The organism is Nocardia sp. NPDC052566 (assembly GCF_044547285.1).
In the GTDB taxonomy this organism is placed as follows: Bacteria; Actinomycetota; Actinomycetes; order Mycobacteriales; family Mycobacteriaceae; genus Nocardia.
The window spans coordinates 138,399-165,149 of sequence record NZ_JBIUAF010000010.1; the positions used below are offsets into that span (position 1 = coordinate 138,399).

Below are 26,751 nucleotides of genomic sequence, written 5' to 3' on the forward strand. Positions count from 1 at the left end.
GCGTGACGGGTTTGGTTTCGTTTGCTGCGCAGGAAAATCAAAGTCAGTTCCAGTCCTTCGACCTCGCCATGCCAGCCCTCGGCGATGGCCCGGTTGCGGCGTTCGATGAGGTCGTTCTCGATCTCATCCGTCGCGGATCGAATCTAGGATCGCGGCCGCGTGATCGACGAACAGCAGGTGACCGGCACCCTCAACGATGATGAGTTCGCTATTCGGAATGTCGGCCGCCAGACGTCGACCATCGGCCGCAGGGACATTGCCATCGCAGTCTCCCTGCCAAACCACCGTGGACGCAACGATATCGGAGAGTTCGAAACCCCACGGGCGCGCGAACAGCACCTGCAGATCTGTCGCCACACCTCTGCTGCCCTGCCTCAAAGCGGTGTGAATATTATCGGCGATCTTGCCCAGCAACTCCTCGTCGCCGGCGAGCCGATCACGATCAGCTGGCGACATCCGCGCGATCAGCGCTGCCAGGCCGCGCGGCTTGCGGACCGCTGCAGCCATTCGCGCCGCTGCCGGTCGCGCCAGAAACGGGAAGCGCCGCAACACTATCAGCCCGCCTGCGCACTTGACGCCACCCTCGCTGACGCTTCTTGCTTGACCGTCGAACGGGGCGGGCGAGCTCACCACGACCGCCCGGCTGACGCGGTTGGGCAGTCGATATGCGCACGCCAGCGCATAGGGGCCGCCGCCCGAGGCGCCGAGCACCGCGAACCGATCCAGTTCGAGCCGGTCGGCCACGATGGTCACGGTGTCGGCAAAGTCGAGTATCTGCCGACGCGGTGACATCGTCGACAGGCCCATTCCAGGGCGATCGATCGCGATGAGGCGCAATCCGGCCTCAGCTGCCGGGGCGTGGGCGAAGGCGACGGCCTCCACATGCGAGCCGGGTGCGCCGTGGAAGGCTAGTACCGGATAGCCGGACCTGTCGCCGCACTCCATGCCGCCCACCGTCGCACCCTGCAGTGTCATCGTCCATGGCGTGGGAGAGGTCACGTCCGCAGGATACGAGCCAGCGAACTGTCAGCACACCGGAATGGCTGATGCTGCCAGGGTTTGGTCTTGCTGACTTGACCACGGTCGAGCGCCGGATCCCGCTACGGTACGAGACCAAACGCTGGACGTGCGCTCAACCACTCTGGATTGCTTGGGGCGGCCGACACTCCCCGAAAAGTCCCGCTCCAAACCTGCCGGCTCGGCGAGCAGGATAGGGTTCTCTTCAGAGCGTCGGACCGACAGGTGGGCAGGGTCCGGAGCTATGAGCGTGATGCTGGGGCATTCGGTCGGCTGCTGCACGATGGCCGATGGAATGCGACGACGACGAATGGGGTTCGGCGCATGGACGTGGGTCGGTGGACGTATGTCACCGAATCAAGTTTCGAGCACGAACGCCGCGCCTTGGAGGCCATCCGCGTCGCATTACCTAATGTGGACCCTTGGTATGCCTGGTCGAACTTCACCTTCACCGAGCGATACGGGCATGTCCGCGAGGTCGATCTGCTCGTGATCGCACCCGGTGGGGTGCACATGATCGAGTTGAAGGACTGGAGCGGGCGGCTCACCGTGCAGCGTGGTGACTGGGTGCAGGAACTCGATCGCGGGCACCGGCGACATCACCGGAGTCCGCTGCATCTGACCGAGCAGAAAGCGAAGGAACTGGCCGGACTGCTCAACCCGCACCTCGGGCGCGACCGGGTCTTCGTGAGCAGCCACGTCTGTCTCACCAACACGAACATCCGGTTCGAGTTGCCGCCGGGCGACCGCGTGAACACGCACACAATTGCGGAGCTTGTGCCGGTATTGCAGCAGCCAGTGACCGACGAGCGCCGCCGGATCACCCCCCTGCGCGCGGAGGTCATCGGCCGAGCGTTCCAACAGGTCGGAATCGGCCGCAGCGAAGCCGATTTCACGGTCGGTGCGTACAAACTGGAGCACGAGCCGTTTGACATCGGCCCAACGTGGAGCGACTACCGGGCCGAGCATGCCGATCTGAACACGCTGGCACGCGTACGGATCTATGTTTCCGAACGTGGCGCGGACGCCGAGTCGCGCAAGTCTGTGTACGAAGCGGCGAAGCGGGAGGCCGCGGTGCTCCGCCGCTTCCGGCATCCAGGCGTGGTTCGATTCGTAGACATCGACTCTGGCGCGCATCCGGCAGGTCCCGCGCTCATCTTCGAGCACGACCCGGCAACCATTCGTCTGGACGAGTACGTGGCCCGGCATGTCGACACCCTCGACTTGGCCGACCGGTTGCAGCTGGTCCGGCAGCTGGCAGAGACGATGCGGGCCGCGCACTCGCGGCGTATCTATCATCGGGCGCTCGCGGCGCATTCGGTGCATGTGATCCCGCGCTTGAGCAGCCGCGACGGCGGGCAGTTGAGTGAGCAAGACCGTTGGCGCACACCGTATCTGCAGATCTCGGACTGGCATATCGCCACTCAGCGCAGCACCACCGGCCATCCGGGCATGACCAACTACGCGCCGACGAGCCTGTCGACGACCCACCTGGCCCCAGGCACCGAGGTGTACCTCGCGCCCGAGCTGGCCGCGCCGAAGCCCAAGCCCATAGAGATGGACGTCTACGGACTGGGCATGCTCACCTATCTGCTGGTGGCAGGCCGCCCACCGGCGGCGACCAAAGCGGAACTGCTGGCTCGGTTCGAGGCCGGCGAGGGACTGCGCCCCAGCGCAGTGGTAGACGGCCTGCATCCCGATATCGACGAGCTGGTGGAAGCCGCCACCGCGTACCAGCCCGAGCGCAGGATCTCCACGGTCGACGAGTTCCTGGAGTGGCTGGAGCTCATCGAGACCGAACTGCGCACGCCGCCGGAGCCGGAACCGGCTGCACCGGAGGCCGATCCGTTGGAAGCAGTCGCTGGTGACGTGCTGGCAGGACGCTGGGAGGTGCGCCGACGACTCGGTACCGGTTCGACCAGCCGCGCGTTCCTGGTGCGGGATCTCGATACCGATCCACAGTCGAAAGACGCGCGAGCCTACGCGGTGCTGAAGGTGGCGCTGTCAGACAGTCGCGTCGACGTGCTGACCCGCGAGGCCGAAGTGCTCCGGCGGCTGCGCAAGGACACCCGCATCATTCAGCGGGTTGAGCCTGGATTGGTGCGTATCGCCGACCGCACCGCCCTACTGCTCGAATACGTCGGGGACGAGCGGGAATTGGCCGCGCCGCAGGAATCGGGCAGCAAGCGCCGCCGAACCGAGGAGACGGTGGCGCGGCAGCTGCGCGAGAACGGCCGCCTCACTGTGGACGAGCTGGAGGCATACGGCGAATACTTGTTCGGTGCGGTCGAATTCCTTGAAGGCGAAGGCATCTGGCATCGCGACCTGAAGCCGGACAATATCGCGATCCGGGTGCGCCCCAACCGAACTCGACAACTGGTGCTGATCGACTTCTCCCTCGCCGGCTATCCCGCCAAGGACACCGATGCGGGCACCGACGGCTACCTGGACCCGTTCATCGGTACCATCAGCCGCAGCAACTATGACGCGCACGCGGAACGCTACTCGCTCGCGGTCACCCTGCACGAGATGGCTTCGGCGGAACTGCCGCGGTGGGGTGACGGCTCGGTTGCGCCACGGCAGACCGACCCGAAGCAGCTCCCGCATCCGGCAGTCGCAGCGGATGCGTTCGACCCGTCGATCCGCGACGGACTGATCGCCTTCTTCCGGAGGGCGCTTCACCGGGATATCAAGCAGCGGTTCGACGATCTCAAGCCGATGCGGGACGAGTGGCGGCGGATTTTCCTGGAGATGGCGCGTGCAGTGCCCTCCCGGCCGCTCACCCGGCAGCCTGGGATTGATGCCACTGCTCACGCCCCAGCTGCTGAAGCGCGGGCGCAGGCCGGAGTCCCGGGGATCGCGCCCGCCGATGCCGAAACCTCCGAGCAGGAACGTGACCGGATCGCCGAGCAGGCGACCCGCGAAACTCCCTTGGCGACAGCCGGTTTGACAGCGGCGGCCGAGCAGTTCCTCTATGGGCTCGGTATCAACACCGTCGGTGATCTACTCGATTACAGCCAACGCAGTCTCATCAACGCCCCTGGTTTGGGTGCCCGAACCCGCATCGAGATCCAGAGTCGGCAGAAGCAGTGGGGCAAACTGCTGGGCCGCACCAGCCCGACTCCGCTCACCCCTGAAGGGCGCCGTGCTGCCAAAGAGGAATTGCATGAAGCGCAGTCCGCCGTAGCCGATCTGGGCGAGGCGGTGCTGCGGGCGCTGAGCCTGGACACCTTGCTGTCGCAGGTAGTGCCCGAGCGAAATAACAATGGCTCCAACGCCAAGAAGATCGATATGGTGACCCGTCTGCTCCAGGTGCCTGGTGTCGATGGCCTCCCGGATCTGGGCGCGTGGCCGACGCAGTCGGCGGTGGCGGCATCAATGGGTGTCACCTCGCCGGCTATCTCGCAGTCGCTGAAGCAGATGCGTCAGCAGTGGAGCAACTCCGACGCGCTGCAAGCGGTACGTAATGAAATCGTGGACCTGCTAAGGGAATTCGGCCGGGTCGCCTCTATCGTTGAGGTCGCGGACGCTTTGATTCTGCGCCGCGGTACTCGTATCGACGGTCGCGAGCAGCGCCGGGCCTTGGCACTGGCGGTATTGCGGGCGGTGGCGGAGGCTGAGCAGCTAACGCCAGGCGAGGCAGCATTCGAATACAGCGGTACCCGCGACGGCGCGCTGCCGGTGGTGCTCGCCCTGGAAGTCGACGAGGAGAACGATCCACCCGAAACGCCCTCGGTGAAGGCCCTATTGGGTTACGCGATGCGACTGGGTGCCGCGGCGGACCGGCTGGCGGACTCGGAGACCCTTCCCACCCCCGCGACCGTGTTGGAGCGATTGGGCGCCATCGACGTTCCGCCGGGCGTGGTCGAGTGGTCCGATCTCGGCTGGGATGAGCGGCGGCTCGTGCAGATGGCGGTCGGCGCGTCCCGCAATGCCGCGGCCACGCCGCGACTGGAGATCTACCCGCTGAACCTGCCGTTGGTGCGCGCGGCCCGCCTCACCCAAGCGGGGCTTGTGCGCCTGACCCCGAACCTGGAGCGCGGTCGCCAGCCCGGACTTCGGGTTGAGGAGGTCCACGAGCGGATTCGCAGCCGCTTTCCGGAACTCGATGCGGGACAGGGCCTTCCGGCGGGGCCGGAGCTCACCGCCGCTCTGCGTAATGCCGGTTTCGAGCTGGTGTTGGAAACTAGCGCCGACGGTGTGACTCGTTATCTGCCAACGCACGGAATCGACGCCTTCAGCTCGTTGCCAGCCTGGTCAGGACGCCGCGACACCGCCACCAGCGTCCGTGACAGTCGCTGGGCCGACGATCCGACGGTGGCGAAAGCGTCCCAGGCCGAAGAACAGCTCACCGACGCAGCGAAGCGCGACGGCTTCCGAGCGCTGACGGTGCGCACATCGCTGAGCAACCTGGCAGCTGACGAGATTGCCGACCGGTTCGCGGCGGAGCCGGTCTCGATGACCAGACTGTTCCTATCGGTGATGCACGAACTTATTCCGGCCGAGGGGAAACCGACGTGGGACACGATTCTCATGGCTGATGCCGCCGAGCCCGGCAGCAAACGGGCCATCCGCTTCGCCGAGTATGCGCGCACCGCGTGGGGCCGCATCGAGCCACAGGTGCTCGAACGTCTGGCTGCGGCCGCAGGGCCGGTGCTCATGATCGACACGCTTGTCTTCGCCCGCTACGACGCGATGGGCGTGCTCAACCGGCTCGCCGAGGAGGCACGCCACGGTGGCCGAGGGCTCTGGCTGCTGTGCCCACAGGACGATCCGGAACGCAAGCCACGCCTCGGCACGACGGCCGTTCCGTTCCAGACCGGATTCGGCGAATGGATCGTGCTGACCGACGACTGGGTTCGCAACACCCACCGAGCCGGTGACCGAAAGATCAACGACGACAACACAGGAGTCCGTGCATGATCGACCGCTTCGCGCTTCTAGCTGACCTCCGCAAGCAGGTCGTGGCGGTCGAGAAAGATCTGACCCAACAGATCGAGCACCCTGACACCGATTCCGCGCGCACGGCCCGAAACCAGCTTCGCGACGAATACGACCGAGCCCGTGCAGTCGGCCGCACCGCTGCTACCTGGTCAACCTGGCTCAAAGGCGACGAGAAGATCCCGGGTCGCATTCCCCAGGTGGCCGCCGCCTGGGTGCTGGGTACCGTCTTCGTACGATTCTGCGAAGACAACCAGCTCATCACCGAGCCTTACCTGACCGGCTCCAGTGATGACCGCCGCGACCTGGCGCAGGCCCGCTACGACACCTACGTCGAAACTGATCCCGACCCCACCTACCGCGGCTGGCTGCTGCGCGCTTTCGCCGAACTCGGTTCCGGCCAAGCCGGCAAACTACTGTTCGACCCAGCCCACAACCCGCTCTATGAGGTGCCGCTCTCCCATGTAGGCGCGGGCGCATTGGTCGAATTCTGGCGGACCAGGGACGAGCACGGGCAGCTCGTGCACGACTTCACTGACCCACTGCGTGAGGAGCGCAAGGAAGGCTGGAGTACACGCTTTCTCGGAGACCTGTACGAGGAGCTCTCCGAGAATGCTCGAAAAGCGTACGCCTTGCGGCAGACTCCGGTTTTCGTAGAGGAGTTCATCCTCGATCGAACCATGACACCGGCACTGAAGGAATTCGGGCACGAAGAGCTGAAGATCATCGACCCGACCTGCGGCTCAGGGCATTTCGTTCTCGGCGCATTTCGTCGACTGGTCGAAACTTGGGAAGAGATTCCGCTGGGGCGGGATCAGTATCAGCAGGTGAGGGCAGCGCTGGACTCGGTGCACGGCGTCGACCTCAATCCGTTCGCTGTGGCTATCGCCCGTTTCCGGCTGCTCGTGGCTGCAATGGCGGCGGCTGGTATCGATACCCTCGCTAAGGCTGCCAACTACGAGTGGCCGATCCACCTGGCGATCGGTGACTCGCTCATCCAGAATCGCCAACTCGAACTTGACCTGATTGGTATTGGAGGCGGCGACCCACTCGCCGAATTCTCTTACGCCACCGAGGATCTGCCTGAGCACCCCAGCATCCTGGAGAACGGACGCTACCACGTTGTGGTCGGCAACCCGCCGTATATCACTGTGAAGGACAAGAAGCTCAACGACGCGTACCGGAAGATCTACAAAGATGTCTGCTCCGGAAAGTACGCTCTGTCGGTCCCGTTCGCCGTCCGCTTCTTCGAACTCGCCAAACGTGGGGGATCCGACGGACGAGGATATGGGCGGGTTGGACAGATCACTGCGAACTCGTTCATGAAGCGCGAGTTCGGGACTAAGCTGATCGAAGATTACTTCGCTGAAAGGGTGGAACTCACCGAAGTTATCGACACGTCCGGTGCCTATATCCCAGGCCATGGCACGCCGACTGTCATCCTTGTCGGGACGCCGCGATCCGGTAACGGTCGGACACCGACCATACGTACTGCCCGAAGCGTGCAAGGTGAACCCAGGACACCCGAAGAACCTGAAAACGGCCTCGTTTGGCGCGAGATTGTCGGACAGATCGGCAAACCGGGCTTTATGGGCCAATGGGTTTCCGTCGATGATCTCGATCGTAAGCGCTATTTCAGCAAGCAGCCGTGGATTCTGCTTGACGGTGGTTTGGAGATGATGGAAATGATCGGCCAATCATCCAAATCGCCGCTACGAAAGCAAATATCGCGCATCGGCTTCTATGGTGTTATGGGCTCTGATGATGCTATGACTGCCCCGGATCGAATTTTTGAGAGACTCGATGCGGAGGGTAAATTCGTACGGCGCCTTGTTGTAGGCGATGAGGTTCGAGATTTCTTGGTTGCAGAAGGCGATTACGGCTTCCATCCATACGATGCTCAACGTGAGCTTCAGCCATTGAGCGAGTTCCCTATCCTCGGGCGACTTCTTTGGGTCTCACGAACGGAGCTGGGGAACCGGGCGACCTTTTCGCAGGGAACGTACTTTGGCGAGGGGCGTCCATGGTATGAGTGGCACCAGATTCCGAAGGACCAAGGTGCAAGCCTGTGGTCGATCGCGTTCGCGGCCGTGGCTACGCACAATCATTTCGTGTTGGATCGGGGCGAAAAAGTGTTCAATCGTTCGGCGCCCGTTATCAAACTGCCCGAGGGCGCGACCGAGGATGCTCATCTGCGGCTGATCGGTGTGCTCAGCAGCTCTACTGCTTGTTTCTGGCTCAAAATGGTGAGCCAAGATAAACCGAGCAATGGTGTAGGTCGCGGGCTGGAGTCTGAAAAGTGGACAGTTCGATACGAGTTCACCTGCACAAACCTTGAGAACTTTCCGCTCCCGGATAAATTCCCGACTGCCCTCGGAAGAGAGCTTGACGAGTTGGCAAATCAGTTGGCGCGCGTCAGCCCTCGATCCGTTTGTGCCGCTGGTGTCCCTAGCGTGGCCGCCCTGCGTGAAAGTAGGCGGGAATGGTATGAATTGCGAGCGCGTATGATTGCTCTTCAGGAAGAACTTGACTGGCAGGTCTACTCGATATATGGGCTCACGGGCGACGAGCTTACCGCTAGTGGACTTGATGTACCTGGAGTTGTACTTGGTCAACGCGCGTTCGAGATTGCCTTGGCTCGGCGCGTAGCCGCTAATGCAGAAGAAACAGACTGGTTTCGTAGGCACCGTTCAGTGCAGGCTATCGACCTTCCTTCGCATTGGCCTGCCGAATACTGTAACTTGGTCGAGCGGCGCCTTAAAGCAATAGAATCTAACCGCGCCATTAACATGATTGAGCGGCCTGAGTACAAGCGCCGATGGCTTACTGATGGTTGGGACGCGCTGCGAGACAAAGCCCTCCGCTCTTGGCTCCTTGACCGCATGGAGCAACGAGAACTGTGGTACGACGAGAATGGTCAGCCAATCATTCGAACTCTGTCACGGCTGACGGATCTGCTATCGCAGGACGAGGATTTCGCCTCGGTTGCCGCGACTTACGCCCCACGCCAGGATTTGGTGGAGGTGGTGGCGGACCTCATGACTGACGAGCATGTGCCATTCCTCGCGGCCCTGCGTTACAAACCTTCCTCAATGCACAAACGCGCCGACTGGGAACATGTCTGGGATCTGCAACGGCAAGAGGACAAGGAACGGGATCCGGAGAAGCGGCTCCAGATTCGCGATGCGATACCGGTGCCTCCTAAATATATCAGCGCAGATTTCTTGCGGACCTCGTTCTGGCAGGCACGTGGAAAACTAGACGTGCCGAAGGAACGGTTCATCTCGTTCGGCGACGCCAATGTTGCAACCCCACTGCTATACGGCTGGGCTGGCTGGGATCATCGCGAACAGGCACAAGCCGTTGCGACGAACTTCATGACGCAGTCCCTGGATACAGAGCAGATCACCCCCTTGCTGGCAGGTCTGTTGGAGTTGCAGCCGTGGTTGGAGCAGTGGCACAACGAGTTCGACGATGCTTACAGCGGTTCCCCAGCGGAGTTCTTCGCCGGATATCGTCGTCAGATTCAGAGTGAGCACGGATTGACCGATGACGACCTGCGCGCCTGGCGTCCGCCTGTCGCCCGCAGTCGGGCCGCCGGTGCGAAGAAGGCCACTCGAACGCGTAAGACGGAGGGATGACAGTGGCACCGAAACCCGGCGCACCGAAACCGTTGCTGCGGGAACTGATTCCCATCAAGGAGCACATCTCTACCTCGGACTATGTACTCGGCCTGTCCGAAACGGTGTCGGATCCGGAAGCCGCCGCGCAGGCGATGCGTGAGTATGTGGTCACCGAGCCACTTCTGGCCGACTACGAACAGGCGCTCGCGCTGATCAAGTCCGCGCTGGACGGCCACACCTCCAAACCTGCTTACCTGCATGGTTCGTTCGGTTCCGGTAAGTCGCATTTCATGGCGGTGCTGTACGCACTGCTGTCGAACAATCCAGCGGCGCGTGCGAAGACCGAACTCGCACCTGTTCTGGCCAAACATGAGTGGCTGCAAACGGACGGACGCAAGTTCCTGCTGGTGCCCTTCCACATGCTGGGTGCGAAGTCGCTGGAGCAGCGCGTGCTGGGCAAGTACGTGGAGCATGTACGCGTATTGCATCCAGACGCGCCACTGCCGCAGGTGTATCGCACCGACGCGTTGTTCGACAGTCTCGCGAATCTGCGCGCCGCGATGGGCGACGATGCCGTGCTCAAAGCGCTCAATTCGATCTACAGCGTCGATGAAGACGATGAGTGGGGTGACTCCGCATTCTGGACGGCGGACAAGCTCGACGCCGCCATGGCCGCGCCCGAATCGCATGAGCCGGGCGACGCACTCGATCTGGTCGAGCCGAAGACTCCGCAGGAGTTGCGTGCCAAGCTGGTCGGCGACGCGAGTGCCACACTCATCACCGGGTTCACCAAGGACGCCGCTGAAGACGAGCATGGGTTCATCTCCCTCGACGCCGGTTTGTCGGTGATCGCGCAGCACGCGAAATCTCTCAAGTACGACGGCCTTGTTCTGTTCTTGGACGAGCTAGTGCTGTGGCTGCACACCCAGATGCACGACCACAAGTTCGTCGCCCGAGAAACCGCGAAGATGACCAATTTCCGGGAGGGCGGCGACACCCGGCGTGCCATCCCGATCGTCTCGTTCATCGCTCGTCAGCGCGATCCGCGGGAGCTGTTGGGCGGTGAGGCATCTGGTGCTTACGAGGCGGCTATTCACGACAACCTCGAACTCGCCTCCGGTCGATTCGACGTGATCGAACTCGACGACCGGAACCTGCCGGAGATCGCGCACGAACGAGTCCTGAAGCCATTCAATGAGGACGCCAAGGCGCAGATAGAAGACGCTTTCGCTGCCGCGAAACGGAGCGGTTCGGCGGCTTGGGTGACCTTGCTCGGCTCCGATGAGTCCACGGGTGCAGACGAAGCGTCGTTCAAGTTCTCCTACCCGTTCTCGCCGGCTTTCCTGTCCACGCTTGTGCACATGTCCAACGATTTGCAGCGCAACCGCACAGGTCTGAAGCTCATGGGTGAGCTGTTGGCGAAGCGCCGTAACAACTTGCGGCTGGGCGAACTGATCCCGCTCGGCGATCTGTACGAGGTGTTGACTGCTGGTGGTGATCGGCCGTTCGTCGCCGACAAGCGCGTCATGTTCGAAGCCGCGGACCGGTTGTACCACAACGATCTTCGTCCTTACCTGCGCCGACTGTACGAGGTCACCGAGGACGATATCCACGCCTATCTACACCGTCCTGACCAGATCACCGACCAGAAGCTCGTGAACGGCTGCAAGCAGTTCGTAGCGGACAATCGGCTGATGTGCACACTGCTGCTGTCGGCACTCGCACCGGGCGCACCCGCCTTGCACGATCTGAGCGCCCGCACCTTGAGCGCACTGAATTTCGGGTCCTTCGCGAATCCCGTTGACCCCCTGGCGGTCGGTGTCATCGCGAACAAGGTCGAGGAGTGGGCGGGTCAGTTCGCTGAGATCAAATATAGTGAGCCGAAGGCGAACCCCGCTGTGCGGTTGGAACTCACAGGCGTCAGCGTCGATATGGTGCTCGCGAACGCCGAAGCTAACAACACGCGTGCCAATCGGGCAGCCCTGGCGAAGCGGCTGCTCATCCGCGAATTCGGAATCGACCCGAGTACCGATGTCTCCAATTCCCATCCGCTTCGGTTCGTGTGGCGCGGTTCGGGTCGGGTCGTCGAAGTCGTATTCGGCAATGTCCGAGACGAAGACGAACTGCCCGACAACCAGTTGCAGCCGTACGACAGCAATCTGTGGCGGCTGGTAATCGACCTCCCCTTCGACGAGGACGAGCACACCGCACGCGAAGACGCCAACCGGATCCGCGACTTGCGTGCCAAACAGCACGGCCACCCCACCCGGACCGTCGCCTGGCTGCCAGATCACCTGTCCAAAGCGCGCTGGGACAGCTTCAAGAAACTTGTCGTCATCGATAAGGCACTCGCCGACAAGGGCCGATTCGAGACCCAGTACGCCAGCCACCTCAACGCTGACAATCGCGCTACTGCTTGGAATCTGTTGAGCACCCAGCGGGACACGCTCATGAGCCAGATGCGTACGGCTTTCAAGAAGGCGTACGGCCTCGACGCCAAGACCGAGACCGACGTGCAGAACGTCTTCGACGACCATCTCCAGCCGCTGCCGGAGATCGCTGATTTGCGGTTGCCGTTCGGTTCGACAATGGAATACGGCATCCGACACCTGGCCGGTGTCATGCTCGCCCATCAGTATCCCGCCCACCCAGACTTCTCCGACGAAATCGGCAGCGCGGTGAAACCCGCGGACGCGAAAACTGTCTTCACCCATGTGCGTTCAGCCGCGGAAACGCGGAACGGACGTGTCGAGGTAGTGCCGGCCAAGGACATCAAGGTCATGAAGCGCATTGCGGTTCCGCTCGGGCTGGGTGAGCAAAAGGAGGCGTATTTCGAGCTGTCGCGCCGCTGGGCAGACGAGTTTCGGCGGTTCGCCACGACTGACGGCGAGACCGGTGACCTGAAGGTGACAACCCTGGCCGCGTGGACCGACAGGCCGCCGCGCGGTCTAGACGAGTTCTTGAAGAACCTCGTGATCGCGGCTTTCGCGGCGATGGACGACCGGGTGTGGGTGCGCGCCGGGGTTCCGCAGGACACGCTTCCGGAACCGAGCCAGCTCAAATCTGTTGATGCGTTGCGCAAACAACCGCTTCCCAGCGAATCCGCTTGGGAGACCGCCCGCCAGCGCTTCGAGGCCATCGCGGGCACGAAGGCCCCGGCATTGCTGCGCGGCCCAATGGTGCAACAGTTGGCCCGCCAGCTCACTGACTTCGCACGCAACTTTGCCGATCCCGCTGCGACGCTCGTGCGGCAGCTCGAAAGCCACACCACCTTCCTGGACCTCGACGGCTCTGACCGCTTGGCGCTGGCACATCGTGCGGTCGCTCTGCTGGCGGCTGTTTCCGCTGCGGCTGAAGGCGGTTCGGCGGGAGCCAAGCAGACGGTGGAGGCCTTCGCCGGATTCGATCTCGGTGCGGCGACACCACAGCACCTGGGTGCATCCATCAAGCAGGCCCGCGCTGTTGCAGATGCTCTGGACACCGCTCCCTGGGGAACGTTGCGGCTGTACAAGCGGTTGGGCGCGGACGGTGACCGCCTGCTGGAGTCATTGCGAAATACCGCCCGTGCCAACCAATTCACTGACGATCTGGTCGCGAAACTCACCGATACCGCGGACGCCATTACGGAGGCGCTCGATACAGAGGAGCCCACGCCACCAGTTCAGGTGACACCCCAGCGCCCAGCGGACATTGACCTGGGTGGAGAGTCCAACCATCCGCCGGTGCCCGAAGACCCGTCACCTGGAGCTCCCGCACGCTCGGGGACGCGACGCTTCACCGCAGTCAATCTCCGCAGCGTCGTCGAAGAGTTGGAGCGCGACATGGAGGAACTCGCCCGTCATGAGCCGAATGCCCGCATCGTGGTGAGTTGGCAGGTGGTCGAATGAGTCGAATGTGTACGCGGTGCACGGCAGAACACAGTGATGCCTGTAGGGAAGCCGCGGTTTTGTGCAGCCGCGTCGCACATTGCAGTCCTCGCCGCCTGTCGATGGTCCGGGAGACCGAGGTATGACCACCACGATGAGCCTCCCCCTGCTGAAGGCCGCAGATGTGCTGCAATACCTTTCAGCGGGCCACGGCCTTGCGGACGCGTTGGCGGGCCGCGGCGAGCGGACGGTCGTGCTGTTGCGGGCAGAACCGACCTGGGGCGGTCCGACCGAGCTGACGACGGCGAACCGTCGCGCCCAGGTGGCGGCCGCACCCTCTGTTTTGGCCGTACACGAATTCGTACTTCGGCACCTGGAGACCGAGAACCTGCCGCAGGTGCTAGTAGTGCTCACCGATCGCGAGCATGAAGACCTGGATCCGGCGATTCTGGCGCGCACCCATCGTCAGCGGATCAACCTGGTGGACCGCTGGGACATTGTCCGGAATGCTTTCGGGGCCACCGGAATCGACGAATGGCTCAAACGTGAGCCGTGGGCAGCCGAGGCGCTGCTCGACGCTGCAGGCCCCGACGGGTGGGCCCGTGTGCCAGGTGTGCTGTCGAGGGGAGAGGCTCTGTCTGCCCTGGCGTCCCGGCGCCTGCGGCTCCCGTCCTCGAACGACCGCATCGACCCGGCCACTCTGCTGCATTGGTCGCACACTGCCGGGCGTCCCGAATTGCTGCTGGACCTACGGGACACGGAACTCGCCGGGCTGTCGGCGTTTCTCACCGAAGACGAGCAGGCCGGCAAGGCCGGAAGTGTCCTGATCGATCTGGTGCGTGCGGGCCATGGTGGAGACGCACTAGCCTTCGGGTTAGTGTGCGCGGCACTGTGGTTGCATCCGAATCCCGACAATGCCACCTACCAGGCGCGTGGTCGTGCCGAACGTCGTCTCGGCGACCGCCCTGCGGTGAGCGCCGACGAGATCGACCGGCGCATGGCGGTTTTCGGGCGGGCTTGTCTCGAGTACTTCGATATCCAGCTCGCCCGCGCTTACGATCCGCGTGCCCGCCGAATCGATGCCCGCTGGTCCGAGTCCGAATCCGAGGGCGAGACTCTCTGGTCCCAGCCGGCGCGTGCGGCTCGTCAGATAGTCGACCCGATCCTTAAACGTGCAGGTGAGCTGGTGCGCGAGCTGGGTGCGGACGCTGCGGCACAGGCGAGCCCTGTCCTGCGATCCGGCCTCGACGCCCGTTTCACCGCCGTGGGAAATGCCTTGGGCCGCAATGATCCCGAGGCGGTTTCCGCTGCGGTCAAGGCGCTGCTTGCCCACCGGCTCGCTGGTGATCCCGAACTCGAGGTGCGTATTCGCCGGGTCGAGATGGCTCAACGACTGGCCCGCTGGCGCGCTGGTGACCCGGATACCACCGTAGAGACAGTTGCCTCGGCGCTCGACCGGCATATGGACGAAACCAGCTGGGCGGACCGGGCTCTTGACTATCTCGAAGCCGGCGGTGACACCGATCCGGCGCTGAAGATCCCTTATCGCATCCTTGTAGCCAAGGTCCGGGAGCGCCGCCGCGACCTGGATCAAGAGTTCGCGAAGTCCCTCGCGATCTGGACAGCGGCGGGCACTGCTCCCGGACGAATGCTCACCGTCGAGACTTTTCTCGCTCGTGTGGTGGCTCCCATTGCCGCCCACCGCAGGGTTTTGCTGATCGTGTTGGACGGTCTGAGCGCCGCCATTGCCACGGAGCTGGCCGACCAGCTACTCAGCGGATGGAACGAATTCGACCCTTACCCAGAGGGCGGTGAGCCCCGCCGCCGTGCAATGGCAGCAGCGCTGCCGAGCCTTACCGGAGTTTCGCGTACCTCGCTGTTCGCTGGAAAGCTGATGCGTGGCGACCAAACGGTCGAGAAGCGTGAATTTCCACTGCACTCGTTCTGGGGTTCGAAGAAGACTGCAGCCGTCTTCCATCTGGACGATCTACGTGCAGAGGACGGGCACCCCTTCGGTGAAGATCTCACCACCGCCCTCCTTGATCCCGACCAGCACATCGCGGTGGTGCTCAATACCATTGACAACGCACTTGCCAAGGACTTGAAGCTCGGCGACCCGGACTGGGAACTGCGGGAAATCCGTGATCTGCGTGCTCTGCTACGCGCTGCCGCTGACCAGGACATGGCGGTGCTGATCACCAGTGACCATGGCCACGTCATTGATCGGCATAGCGTGAAAGTCGAGACTCCCCAACCACAATCGGCCCGCCATCGCTGTCCCGACTCATCGCGTCCGCTCGCCGATGCCGAGATCGCTTTGTCCGGCCCGCGCGTGGTCTGGTCCTGCCCAGGGGAGTCCGACGCCAAGCCCGGTGCGTCCATTGTCGCTCTGTGGGACAACGATTCCCGCTACACCACTCGCAAGGCGGGGTACCACGGCGGAGCTTCCCTCGCAGAGGTCACCATCCCGGTCCTGGCGTTCCTACCATTCGGGGACGAACCGCCGGTCGTCTCGCGGCAGCCGATCTGGCGGCAGCTCGGTCCTCAGTCGCCCTACTGGTGGTCGTCGGACCGCCCGACGCCCCCGGCCGCACGCGAGCCTCTGGAGAACGACGCCCGCCGCCGCAGCACTGCACGCGTGTCGAAGGAGAAACTGCATGGTCTCGAACCGATGTTCGACGTGCCCGCAACCACTATTGCGCCTGCCTCGGCGATCCCCGCCGCGGCGACTTCGAACGACGAGCTGGTGACCCGACTGCTTGCCTCGGATCTGTTCGAAGCACAACGCATACTGATCTCCCGGCCGCCCCAGCCGCACGTGCTCAAGAAGGCTATCCGTGCCCTGTTGGATGGCCCGCTCCCGAATACCGCCTTGGCTCAGCGCATCGGGTACCCGACAATCCGTGCCACCAGCTTTGCCGCAGTGCTTAGCCAGCTGCTCAATTACGACGGCATCACTGTGCTCGAGACAATGGGGGATGGCCGCACACTGAAATTGGATGTGGCACGCCTGCGCGCCCAGTTCGAACTGTGATCTCGAATTGCGGGTGCGGCGGAACGGCACTTCGTCGGTGCGTTGTGCCGGATGACCAGCGATCGACAGGCGCGATGTACCTGATGACTCTCATCGGGCGGATGACATGCGAAACTGGGCCGCGTGAGTAGCGTGCAGCCAGTGCCCGTGAGCGCGGTCCGACGCCGCCTGGTGATCGACGCACTACGCAGGGGAGCCGTACCCGAGGCCGGGCTCGACCTGCTCGCAACCGGACTCGACCGGTTCGAGGCGGCCATCGATGCCGAGCTCGACACAGTGGTGTCCAGTGGTTCGGTGTTCAAAGCGGTGCGCGGCGAATACGGCTCCGGCAAGACGTTTTTCGCTCGGTGGCTGGGCGAACGCGTGAAACGCCGCAACTTCGCAGTCTCCGAGATTCAAATCTCCGAGACCGAGACTCCGCTACACAAGCTGGAGACGGTGTACCGAAGACTCACCGAACGACTCACCACCTCCAGCTTCCCGCCCAGCGCATTGCGCCCGGTGGTCGATGCCTGGTTCTACGCACTGGAGGAGGACGCTCTCGCGGACGGCGCGACCGACGCCGAGCTGCCCACGGCGGTGGAGCAGCTCATGACCGCGCGTCTGGCCGAAGTATCCAGGCACGCACCGTCTTTCGCTACCGCACTGCGCGGCTACCGGAAAGCGGCCACAGACGGTGACGAGTCCACCGCCGCCGCCGTGCTCGCCTGGCTGGGCGGACAGCCCAACGTCGCGGCCGCGGCCCGCCGGGCCGCCGGAGTGCGTGGCGACCTTGATCATTTCGGCGCACTCGGGTTCCTACAGGGGCTGTTGGTCGTGCTGCGGGACAGTGGGCACCCCGGTTTGCTGGTTGTGCTCGACGAGGTCGAGACGCTGCAGCGGGTGCGCTCCGATGCGCGTGACAAGGCTCTGAACGCACTGCGCCAGCTGATCGACGAGGTGTACTCGGGCCGCTTCCCGGGTCTCTACCTGCTGATCACCGGCACACCGGCCTTCTATGACGGACAGCAGGGCGCGCAGCGGCTGGCGCCTTTGGCGCAGCGGCTGGCCACGGACTTCACCACCGATCCGCGTTTCGACAATCCGCGCGCGGTGCAGCTGCGGCTGTCCGGCTTCACTCTCGATTCGTTGACCCAGCTCGGGATCACCATTCGTGACCTGTATGCGGACGACTCCGAGCACGGCGACCGAATCCGGACTGTCGCCGATAACGCATACGTCGCGGACCTCGCCAAAGCGGTGGGCGGCGCACTGGGCGGCAAAGTTGGTGTGGCACCGCGGCTTTTCTTGAAGAAGCTCGTCGGCGATGTGCTCGACCGAGTGGACCAGTACCCGGATTTCGACCCGCGGCAGCACTATCGGCTAACGGTGACGTCAACCGAACTCACCGCTGCCGAACGCAACCTCACCAGTGCCGACGAGATCGACCTCGAACTGTGACGGATGAGGGTTCGGCCCTGACCGTCGATCCGATCGATCGACTCGACCCGGTCGTCGTCCACCACATAGTCAATACATTGGGGTGGCCCGACCTTCGGCCGCTCCAGAAAGCCGCTATCGGTCCGCTGCTCACTGGGCAGGACGCCGTTCTGCTCGCTCCCACGGCCGGCGGCAAGACCGAGGCCGCCTGCTTCCCGATTCTCAGTGCCATGACGCAGCAGGACTGGCGTGGGGTTTCAGTGCTGTACCTATGCCCGCTCAAGGCGCTGCTCAACAATCTGGTCAGCCGGATCGACGGCTATGCCCAATGGCTCGGCCGACGCGCAGCGCTCTGGCACGGCGATACCAGCGAATCCCAGCGGAGCCGCATCCGCCGCGAACCTCCTGACATTCTGCTCACCACCCCGGAATCGTTGGAAGCCATGCTGATTGGGGTGAAAACCGACCACGATGACCTGCTCGGCGGGATCCGCGTTGTCGTGGTCGATGAGGTGCACGCCTTCGCGGGCGACGATCGAGGATGGCACCTACTGGCGGTGTTGGAACGCCTGCAGCGGGTGACCGGACAACCGATCCAGCGTGTGGGATTGTCAGCGACCGTGGGCAATCCGCATGATCTGCTGGCCTGGCTGCAGGGCTCGGGAGCCGATCATCGCCCTGGTCGTGTCGTCGCACCGGACCAGGTCGCCCCAGGCACAACCACAGCCCAACAAGCCGTTTCGTCTGCGGCGCCACCGGGCGAGGTCGAACTGGACTACGTCGGTTCGCTGGAAAATGCCGCCAAGGTGATCGCCACACTCCACCGCGGCGAAAAAAGACTCGTATTCTGTGATTCCCGTCGCCAGGTCGAGGAGCTCGGCTCAGCGCTGCGGGCCCGCGGAATCACCGTCTTCCTCTCGCACGCCTCGTTGTCCGCCGACGAACGTCGCCGTGCCGAACAGGCGTTTGCCGAGGCCCGTGACACCGTCATCGTCGCCACCTCCACCCTTGAGTTAGGCATCGATGTCGGTGATCTGGATCGAGTCATTCAGATAGATTCCCCTGGCACCGTCGCGTCCTTCCTGCAACGAATCGGCCGCACCGGCCGGCGGTTCGGAAGCACGCGCAACTGCCTATTCCTCACCACCAGTGACGATTCTGTGCTGCAAGCCGCCGGGCTGCTGCTGCTATGGGGACGCGGGTGGGTCGAACCCGTCATCGCCCCACCGGAACCTCGGCATCTGGTCGCCCAGCAGGTTCTTGCCGTCGCCCTGCAACATGGCACTCTGGGTGATCGGATCTGGACTCAGGAATGGAACGGCTTGCCACCCTTCGACCGGTCCGGCGAGCCGATACTGCGACATCTTGTGACTTCCGGCTTCCTCGATGACGATCAGGGACTGCTGTTCATCGGTCCGGAGGCTGAAAAGCGGTTCGGCCGAAGGAACTTCCTCGATCTCACCGCAGCCTTCACTGCTCCACCTCAGTTCACCGTCCTGGCCGGGCGGCATGAGGTCGGCCTAACCGACGCTTCTCTCCTGATGGAAGAACGCCCCGGCCCGCGCCTGCTGCTGCTCGCCGGGCGAAGCTGGCGCGTCACGTACGTCGATTGGAAACGGCGCCGTCTCTTCGTCGAACCAGCCGATGGTGGCGGTGTCGCCAAGTGGTCGACTCCGGGTCTGCGGGGCCTGTCCTATGCTCTGACCCGTGCCATGCGTGAAGTCATTCTCGGCACTGACCCACCGGTGTCTATGACTCGCCGTGCCGTGATGGCCCTCGCGAACCAACGAATGGAACGCGGCGTCGTTGTTGCACCGAATGCCACGGTCGTTGATCGTGATGGAGAGACCGTCCACTGGTGGACATGGGCAGGTTTTCGTGCCAATGCAACACTAGCCCAGACACTCGCGGCGATCGCCGAACCGGACCGCCGCCCAACGGATCTCGCTATCCGACTCCGTTCAGATCTGACGCCGGAGATGTGGCATGCCGCCACGGCGCATGTCAGGTTAGTGCTGCCACGAGTGGATCCGAGGGCAGTCAGCGGCCTGAAGTTCGCCGCTCTGCTACCGGAGTATCTCGCTGCGGCAACTGTCGCCGCGCGTCTCGCGGATTTTCCTGGCGCGCAGGAGATTCTGGGGGAGCGAGTCCGCTTTCGTGGCGCACCATGATCTGTCTCGGCGCAAACCGCTGCGAACTATGAAACCTCGAAAGCAAATCTCCTGATTAGGACGAACTGGGATGTGTAAGCTGGAAGTCTTCCATAAAACTACCGTGGGCGATCAGACTATCGGGTTGATGTAGTACTTGATTTCGCTCAACTGTGGCCATGAGCCGCTGCCCAACCATGTTTCGGAATAACCGTCTGAGTGCCATGGACTCCAGTTCTCGGCGTAAGCAGTCACTGGTTCGTAGATGATTCTGCGTTGGATACTCGCGACGACATAAGTGTCGCGCAGTTTTACATACTTCAGCGCTGCCGGTGGCGATGAGGCTCGTAGAGCAGTCTGATTAGGCGGTTTCCGCGGAAGACGGCGATGGAGGAGAGCAAGCTGCTCTTGACGTCTCGGGCGCGTTGCGTCGGTACGCCTTCTCCGCTGAGAAGCCAGTCTGCGAGCAGCTCCGGCAGCGCGAACTGGAGTTGAAAACTGTACGAGCCGTCGGCTGGCACGATGATCCAATCGCCACCGATCTGGCCTCGATCGGCGAATTCGATGTGGACTCTGATGTCGGATCCGTGATGGTCGTCGGCATAGTTGGCGAACGCCGTCGGGTTATCGATATGAAGAACAAGAATGAAAGGTGCATACGGGAATCCGATGAGCAGTTCGCCCAGCGGTGTATCGCTGAATTCTGAGACGATCTGGTCGAGTTGATCATCAGGTAGGGCAAATGTTTGGCCGTAGGTTGTGCTGTCGTCGGCTGGAGGTATCCAGTCGTTATCGTCGGTCGACTGCTTGGGTTCGGCTTGGTAGCGGACCCACACTCGATCTTCGTCGGGCTCCGTCACATCATCGCCGACGTCGGCGACCGCAAGGTCGGAGCCAAGATGGATGATCCTGTGAAGATGATCGTCGGCGCTGAGATCGGGAATGTCGTCTGGCCATGTACCGAGAGCCTGGCGCAGTGCCGTGCGGATCTGCCGTTGGGGGAACGGCGATGTTCTCGAACGACGAACCAAATCGAAGATACCGTGAGCTGTACGATCCACGGCGTCGAGGAAGGGTTTGAAACCGGGGTTCGACAGATCCACCAACGAGATCTGCTGCGCCAAGGCATAACGCTGGGCGGGCTTGGTGAACCCGCTCGCGGAGAACAATGTGTACCGGTAGTGGTATCGGCGGATTGACAGCGGTCGTGTGCCGGATTGCATTGACCCGTAGTGCTCGTTGACGTCGTGCACGGTTCCGTGGGCATTGCGGACTTCAAGGAGTCCGGTGCGTTGCCCGCGGAACTTGGCCTCGACGAACACGCGCAGTGGTAGTGAGAAGGGGAGTGGCAGATCGAGCTCGCCGAGCACATCGACTTGATGGTTTGCGCCGCGGCCGCGGACAAGTAGTCCTTGCGCGCCATCGATCAGGGCTTCTGGATCTTGGGTTCCGGACGCCAGTAGGCGGTAGCCGTTGTCGTGGAGCAACCGAGCCAGTAGCTCCTCGAGGACGAATCCGCGTAGTGCCTCGAACTTGACCAACTGTCAACTCCCCCTGCTACATCTGCGGCCGAGTGTGCTCGGCATGGTCAAACCTTCATCGTGGTCCAGCAGCTGGTTGATCATATTGGCATGTGTGGCTCTCCGTGCCAGGCGTGGGATGATCCGATGTCGCTCATTGATGCTCGCCTGCCCTCGTCGCCCGTCGGGATCTCCGGACCTGAGCAGCTCGTTCCTCGCCTACCGCGGCTTGATGCGCCTGAATATGTTGGCGCGGTTGACAATTGAATGCGCCTCTACGACACTGTCGGCAGCACAACACGATCCGGATGATGAGAGGCCCAACTGCGGTGCGCGCTGTTACCGAGCGAGCAACTGTCGACACACATCCGGTCCATGGCCATCTTGTGGGGGAGATTCACCGGCTGAGCCAGTTCGCAGACCCACCACGAAGCCGTAGTTCGGAAGGCACGTCTGCAGCATGGCCGATCTCTCGTCTCAGTCGCCGTCGCATCGCATACCGTCGATCCGGTGAACGGCCAATGATGAAGAGTCACTTCATTTTCCACAACATAGGGGGCGAAAAGATTTGGCGCATTGGTCCGAGAGCTACAGAGACTTCCATGAAGAGGAATATGTGCCACCGCTGGAGCAATCGGCACCCCCGATTAGGTGCCCCAAATGCGCCGAAGTCTTTTCGGACCAGGCCTTGTTGGGTGAGCACCTCTTCGTCACGCACCCTTTCACACGCCCGGTCCTACTGCATCGTGGCCGAATCTGCGGCCAAGCGCGAATCGTCGTTCAGCAGCTCCCCGGACCGCTGGATTGGCATGCTGGACGCTGCACGAAGGCGCGGATCAACGGCGCCGAAGTCGCGCCGCCGGACCTTGGAACTTGCTTGTTCGCCGAACGGGGGATCGTCGCGGTCGAACTCGAGTTCGAGGGCTCTGTTCAGTGCTACGAGTTCGATATCTCGATTGCCGATGAGAACGATCTCCGAGGCGTGGACGGCGCCCTGGCATGGCTGATCGAGGGCGGCGACATCACATCGAGGTCTATCCACGAGTTCTTTACACGCACCAGCGAGTTCTCGACCGCGGTCCACTACGCCAGCGGCATCGCCGAATACCTGTACTGGTTTGCAGGTCGTCAATCGTGCGTTGATACGACGACAGCAATCAAGAATCGTGACAAGCTGAATCGCGCTGCCGACCTTCTCAATGACCTCAACAGACCGGTCGCGCTGGCGATTGCGAGCCTGATCTCGTTCCACTTCAACCACTTCGAGGATGCAGCCCGTCGCACGTCGCGTCAGCGGCTCGGCAACCTCTCGACCAGGCTGGCCGATCTCCTGGCGGCGCGGACACCTCCCTGTCCCATGCCCGCAGTTCAGGGCGGGCTGTCGAAGCTCGAACAGGCGCTGATGGATGATCAAACCGCCGCACTGGTCATCTTTCTCAGTCTGCCGATGACACCCGAGACCACCGCCGAGGTGGCCGCGTTCAGGTACGGCGTTACCGACTCCTATGACCGGTTCAAGGTCGAACTGTTCACTGCGGAACACCATCTGGCGACGGGTGATCCCCGCGCGCCGCGAATCCTGAACGACGCCAGTCAATATGGGCTGCCCGAACAGTGGGTCGATGCCCGTGTCGATCTCGTCACCGATTAGGACTCATATGGCACACGGCACAGGACGCAGCGGCGCCCGTCTACCGGAGAATGACCACGAAATCCGGGCGAATCCGGACGATCCAGAAGCCCTGGATACCTCAGCGGGCAGCAGTACCGAGACACCCCTACCTGGTCAAGTCGAAACATCCCCGTCGGGTCAGCAGGATAAGCAGTCACTCCGGGGCACGCTCACGGCCGAAGGCTCTCAATCAGCCGATTCCGTGCCGTCCACCACTGCGGCCAAAGCGAAGAAGCCTGCCACTAAGCCGAAAGTCACTATCGCGGATGCGAACTCGTTTGCCGACTTTCTCCGATGTGTTCTCGACGCCGAGGGCAAGCTCACCGCTGTCGAGCTGCGGGAAGGCTCAGTGGCCCGGGCCGCGTTGGCGGCCACGACGGACCTCGAACGGTTCGATGACGCGATCCGCGAGATCGCGGCCCGCGACACGAGACTCTCAACGGCGTTGGCATTGATGAAGACCGCTGACAGGTCGAACCTCCGTGGTGCAGCCCGGCGGAACCTGACAGCCCTCGCCGCCCGTTTGTTGGGCCTGCAGCCCGCATTCGTCGGCGACCAGGAGACCGCGGACCGACTGTCGGCATTGCTGACCGGCACCCACGACGCCAACACTCTCCAGCTCCTAGTTATTCGCCTGCGCGACCGCGTTGTTGGCACGTTCGACGGCAAGGATTAACTCAAACTCAAACCGGCTGAGCTGGAAAGCCTTCGGGACAACGCTATCTGCATCGCAATCCTCATCGCCGCATCGTGCGCAGAATGGAGCGAGGACACCTTCGTCGACACACTGGCAGAACACATTTGGCGTCCGGACGGTACGGCTGTCGCGTCCACCGCACACCGGGTAAAGCTGATCACATCGCAGCAGGATGCGCGCCAGATGGCGGCGGTACTCGTTGAATCCGCTCGACGACGACGCCGTGCTGTCGAAGATGCTCGGGACGCGGCTACGAGCCGAGCCGACTCGGCGGAGTTCCAGGCGAGCAGGCTCACCGAGCATCTGGAGACCGCTCAGCGGCACGCTGCGGAACTCGACGCGCAGTTGCGCGCCACACAATCGGAACTCCGGCGGGCGATTGACACGCACCGCAGCGAACGAATGCGTGCGACAACCGATTTCGAGACGATGCGTATCGAAACCGCGAAGGTGATCGCAACCCAGGTCGAATCTCTCGAAGACGCACTGGACGCACTCGGACACAACCAGCCGCAGGTCACCGAGGAGTTCGTCAAACGCTCCGTGAATGCGCTGAGAAACAGCCTGTCGTCACTGCGCCGTGACAAGCAGGATCCACAGGGGGACACAGTATGACCGTCGTTGGCTTCGATTTCGGCACCACCAACAGCCTCGTCTCGGTGGTAGACGACGAGTGCGTCTACGACCTACTGGACGAGGACGGCCTGCCGGTGCCGTCGGTCGTCAAGTACGAAGGCGTCCGCACGACCGTCGGCCGGGAGGCCAGGGACGCTCTCGATGCCCCCGGGCTCGGAATACATGGAAACTTCGTCAGGTCGCCGAAGACATACCTCGGTGACGAGACCATCACCGTAGGCGGCGTCGAGCTCAGCCCGATCGACGTGACCTACGACGTCATAGATCACGTCAAGCATCGCGCCCTGATCTCGAACCGTAATGCGAGCTACCTCGCCGAAATCAGCGAGGCGGTAGCGACGATTCCCGTCACCATGAACGGCCCCCGCCGCCGAGCGCTACGAGAGGCGTACGCACGCGCGGGAATTCGCGTCGTCCAGTTCGTCCACGAACCGTTCGCAGCCCTCTACGGTCATGTTCGACCGCTGCGCGGTACAGACTTCGTCCAGCGCTACGACCGAAAGAACATTCTGGTGGTGGACTGGGGCGGCGGCACGCTGGATCTCACCCTGTGCCGGTTCGAGAACGGCCGAGTCGTGCAGCTGCAGAACAGCGGCACCGAGGAGTTCGGCGGCGATGTCTTCGACGACACTCTCCGCAACTGGGTGCTGGCGAACGCCGCCGATGAACTGAGTGACATCGATTCAGAGCGACGAAGGCAGCTCCGCAACAGGTGCGAGCAGCTGAAGATCAATCTGTCGTCCGATTCTGACGCCACCCTCTACATTCGGAACTTCCACAGTTCCGGCCGCCCGCTCTCTTATCGAATGTCCCGTGACGAGCTCGAGTTGGTCACGAAACCACTGATCGACCGTGCAATGCACCGCATCACCGCATTGCTCGACGCCGCGCACCTGAGCGAATCACAGGTCGCGTTGTGTTTGGTGACCGGCGGCATGTCGCGGATGCCGGCGATCTCGGCGCGGTTACGGGAGTACCTGGGCGCACATCGCGTCGTGGTGTCGCGGAACAGCGCAACGCTTATCGCCCAAGGAGCGGCATGGATCGCCTACGACAAACAGCAACTGGAACTGGCCAAAGATATCGAAATACAGCTCGCGCGGGGCTCGTTCCACCGCCTGGTCAGGGCCGGCACCCGCATCCCCTTCGAAGGGCAGGAGCTGAAAGACGAACTGGAACTCTTCTGCGTAGATCCACGCGACGGACGTGCGAAATTCCAGCTCTGCACTCCGGTCCGACCAGACGGAAGCGCTCAGAAGTCCGATCCGCGTGACGAGATCGGCAATCTCAGTCTCGATGTCGACAGCAGAGCCAGGCCGTTCATCGAAAGACTGACGTTGGCAACCACCGTCGACAGCGACGGCGTCCTGCACGCGAAGGCAACGTCCGGACTGCTCCGACGCTCCGAGCAGATATCTGTCCACGATCTCGAATTCGGTATTTCGCTTGGTCCAGTCAAACAGGCCGAGAGTGTAGTGGAGGAGAACGGCCCACCGGCACCTCGCGAGGAGTTATTCGATCGCGGAGCGCTTGTGGTGCGATCGAATCTCGCCGACAAGAAGGACAACTCTCTGGTGCCGGGAGAACTGCTGTACACCTATAACCGGGTGCTCTTCTCTCCCGGCTTGGCGGAACGCGCTACGAAGAGACAAGACGAGGAGCGGCTCTACTATGAGCCGTGTGCCGTCTGCAAGCGTAGGTCCAACGACCCCGAATGCCGTTGTGGCTCAAGATGAACCGGCTACTGAGGTTGAACTCATGGAGCTAGGGTTCGAGGGGGAGTCCCGTTTCGACAAGGTATCCGTAGAGGAGGCCGTCGGTGCGTTGTTGGCAGGCTTGGAGTCATCGGACCGTCGGGACATCAAAACCCGCTGAGCCCAGCCGATTGAGACTCTGTCTCGACGAGCGGCTGGCGTGCGAGTTAGCTGGTGGGTGTGAGCGACAGTAAGCCACAGCCGTGTGCACGTCCTCGGCCGATTCCGGTGAGTATGGCGGCGCGTACGCGTGCCGAATCAGCGATCATTGCCGTGCCTTCGAATGTCGAAGTCGCGATAGTAATTGCCGGATTGCCTCCGCGGCCCGGGTCGCCTAGCTCGTGGACGCTCATGATCCAGGCGACGACACGGCGGACCGAGGGCGGATTGCGGGCTGGGCGGGGAATGTGGCCGCTCATGCG

Annotated in this window: 13 protein-coding genes; 10 read left to right on the forward strand and 3 right to left on the reverse strand. The window is 62.8% G+C overall.

The window, feature by feature from the left end; all coding sequences use genetic code 11:
* Positions 1-123: 123 nt before the first annotated feature.
* Complete coding sequence (locus tag ACIG5A_RS42880) at positions 124-999, reverse strand: alpha/beta fold hydrolase (protein WP_397251241.1); 876 nt, start codon at positions 997-999, stop codon at positions 124-126.
* Positions 1,000-1,341: 342 nt separating this feature from the next.
* On the opposite strand from ACIG5A_RS42880, the gene pglW reads away from it, so the two are divergent.
* The 6 genes from pglW (at position 1,342) to ACIG5A_RS42910 (ending at position 20,071) form a co-directional block, all read left to right on the forward strand.
* Positions 1,342-5,940, forward strand: a complete 4,599-nt coding sequence (pglW, locus tag ACIG5A_RS42885) for a BREX system serine/threonine kinase PglW (RefSeq protein WP_397251561.1) — start codon at positions 1,342-1,344, stop codon at positions 5,938-5,940.
* Positions 5,937-9,599 (forward strand): BREX-2 system adenine-specific DNA-methyltransferase PglX, encoded by a 3,663-nt coding sequence (pglX, locus tag ACIG5A_RS42890; RefSeq protein WP_397251243.1) that lies wholly within the window; start codon positions 5,937-5,939, stop codon positions 9,597-9,599. Before pglW ends, pglX begins: the two co-directional genes overlap by 4 nt.
* Positions 9,600-9,601: 2 nt before the next feature.
* On the forward strand, positions 9,602-13,468 hold the full coding sequence (locus tag ACIG5A_RS42895; RefSeq protein WP_397251245.1) for a phage resistance protein: 3,867 nt from the start codon (positions 9,602-9,604) through the stop codon (positions 13,466-13,468).
* Between the two features lie 121 nt (positions 13,469-13,589).
* A complete protein-coding gene (gene pglZ / locus ACIG5A_RS42900) occupies positions 13,590-16,481 on the forward strand; it encodes a BREX-2 system phosphatase PglZ (RefSeq protein ID WP_397251247.1) in 2,892 nt (963 codons plus the stop codon).
* 147 nt (positions 16,482-16,628) lie between these two features.
* Positions 16,629-17,921, forward strand: coding sequence for a BREX system ATP-binding protein BrxD (gene brxD / locus ACIG5A_RS42905; RefSeq protein WP_397251249.1), 1,293 nt, complete (start codon positions 16,629-16,631; stop codon positions 17,919-17,921).
* A complete protein-coding gene (locus ACIG5A_RS42910) occupies positions 17,918-20,071 on the forward strand; it encodes a DEAD/DEAH box helicase (protein WP_397251251.1) in 2,154 nt (717 codons plus the stop codon). The genes brxD and ACIG5A_RS42910 overlap by 4 nt, the downstream gene beginning before the upstream one ends.
* A gap of 299 nt (positions 20,072-20,370) precedes the next feature.
* Here ACIG5A_RS42910 and ACIG5A_RS42915 read toward each other — a convergent pair whose 3' ends face one another.
* Positions 20,371-21,591, reverse strand: a complete 1,221-nt coding sequence (locus ACIG5A_RS42915; protein ID WP_397251253.1) for a hypothetical protein — start codon at positions 21,589-21,591, stop codon at positions 20,371-20,373.
* 670 nt (positions 21,592-22,261) lie between these two features.
* Here ACIG5A_RS42915 and ACIG5A_RS42920 point away from each other — a divergent pair.
* The 4 genes from ACIG5A_RS42920 to ACIG5A_RS42935 all read left to right on the forward strand — a co-directional run bounded on the left by ACIG5A_RS42920 (position 22,262) and on the right by ACIG5A_RS42935 (position 26,311).
* Entirely contained in the window at positions 22,262-23,221 is a 960-nt protein-coding gene (locus ACIG5A_RS42920; protein WP_397251255.1) for a hypothetical protein, read from the forward strand.
* 7 nt (positions 23,222-23,228) lie between these two features.
* The gene (locus ACIG5A_RS42925) at positions 23,229-23,918 is read left to right on the forward strand and encodes a hypothetical protein (protein ID WP_397251257.1); all 690 of its coding nucleotides are present in this window, start codon (positions 23,229-23,231) and stop codon (positions 23,916-23,918) included.
* A 204-nt stretch (positions 23,919-24,122) separates the two neighbouring features.
* Positions 24,123-24,554, forward strand: coding sequence for a hypothetical protein (locus ACIG5A_RS42930; RefSeq protein WP_397251259.1), 432 nt, complete (start codon positions 24,123-24,125; stop codon positions 24,552-24,554).
* Complete coding sequence (locus ACIG5A_RS42935; RefSeq protein WP_397251261.1) at positions 24,551-26,311, forward strand: Hsp70 family protein; 1,761 nt, start codon at positions 24,551-24,553, stop codon at positions 26,309-26,311. The genes ACIG5A_RS42930 and ACIG5A_RS42935 overlap by 4 nt, the downstream gene beginning before the upstream one ends.
* A 185-nt stretch (positions 26,312-26,496) precedes the next feature.
* Here the strand turns inward: ACIG5A_RS42935 and ACIG5A_RS42940 are convergent, their stop codons facing one another.
* Positions 26,497-26,748 (reverse strand): type I-E CRISPR-associated protein Cas6/Cse3/CasE, encoded by a 252-nt coding sequence (locus tag ACIG5A_RS42940; RefSeq protein ID WP_397251263.1) that lies wholly within the window; start codon positions 26,746-26,748, stop codon positions 26,497-26,499.
* Between the last annotated feature and the right edge of the window lie 3 nt (positions 26,749-26,751).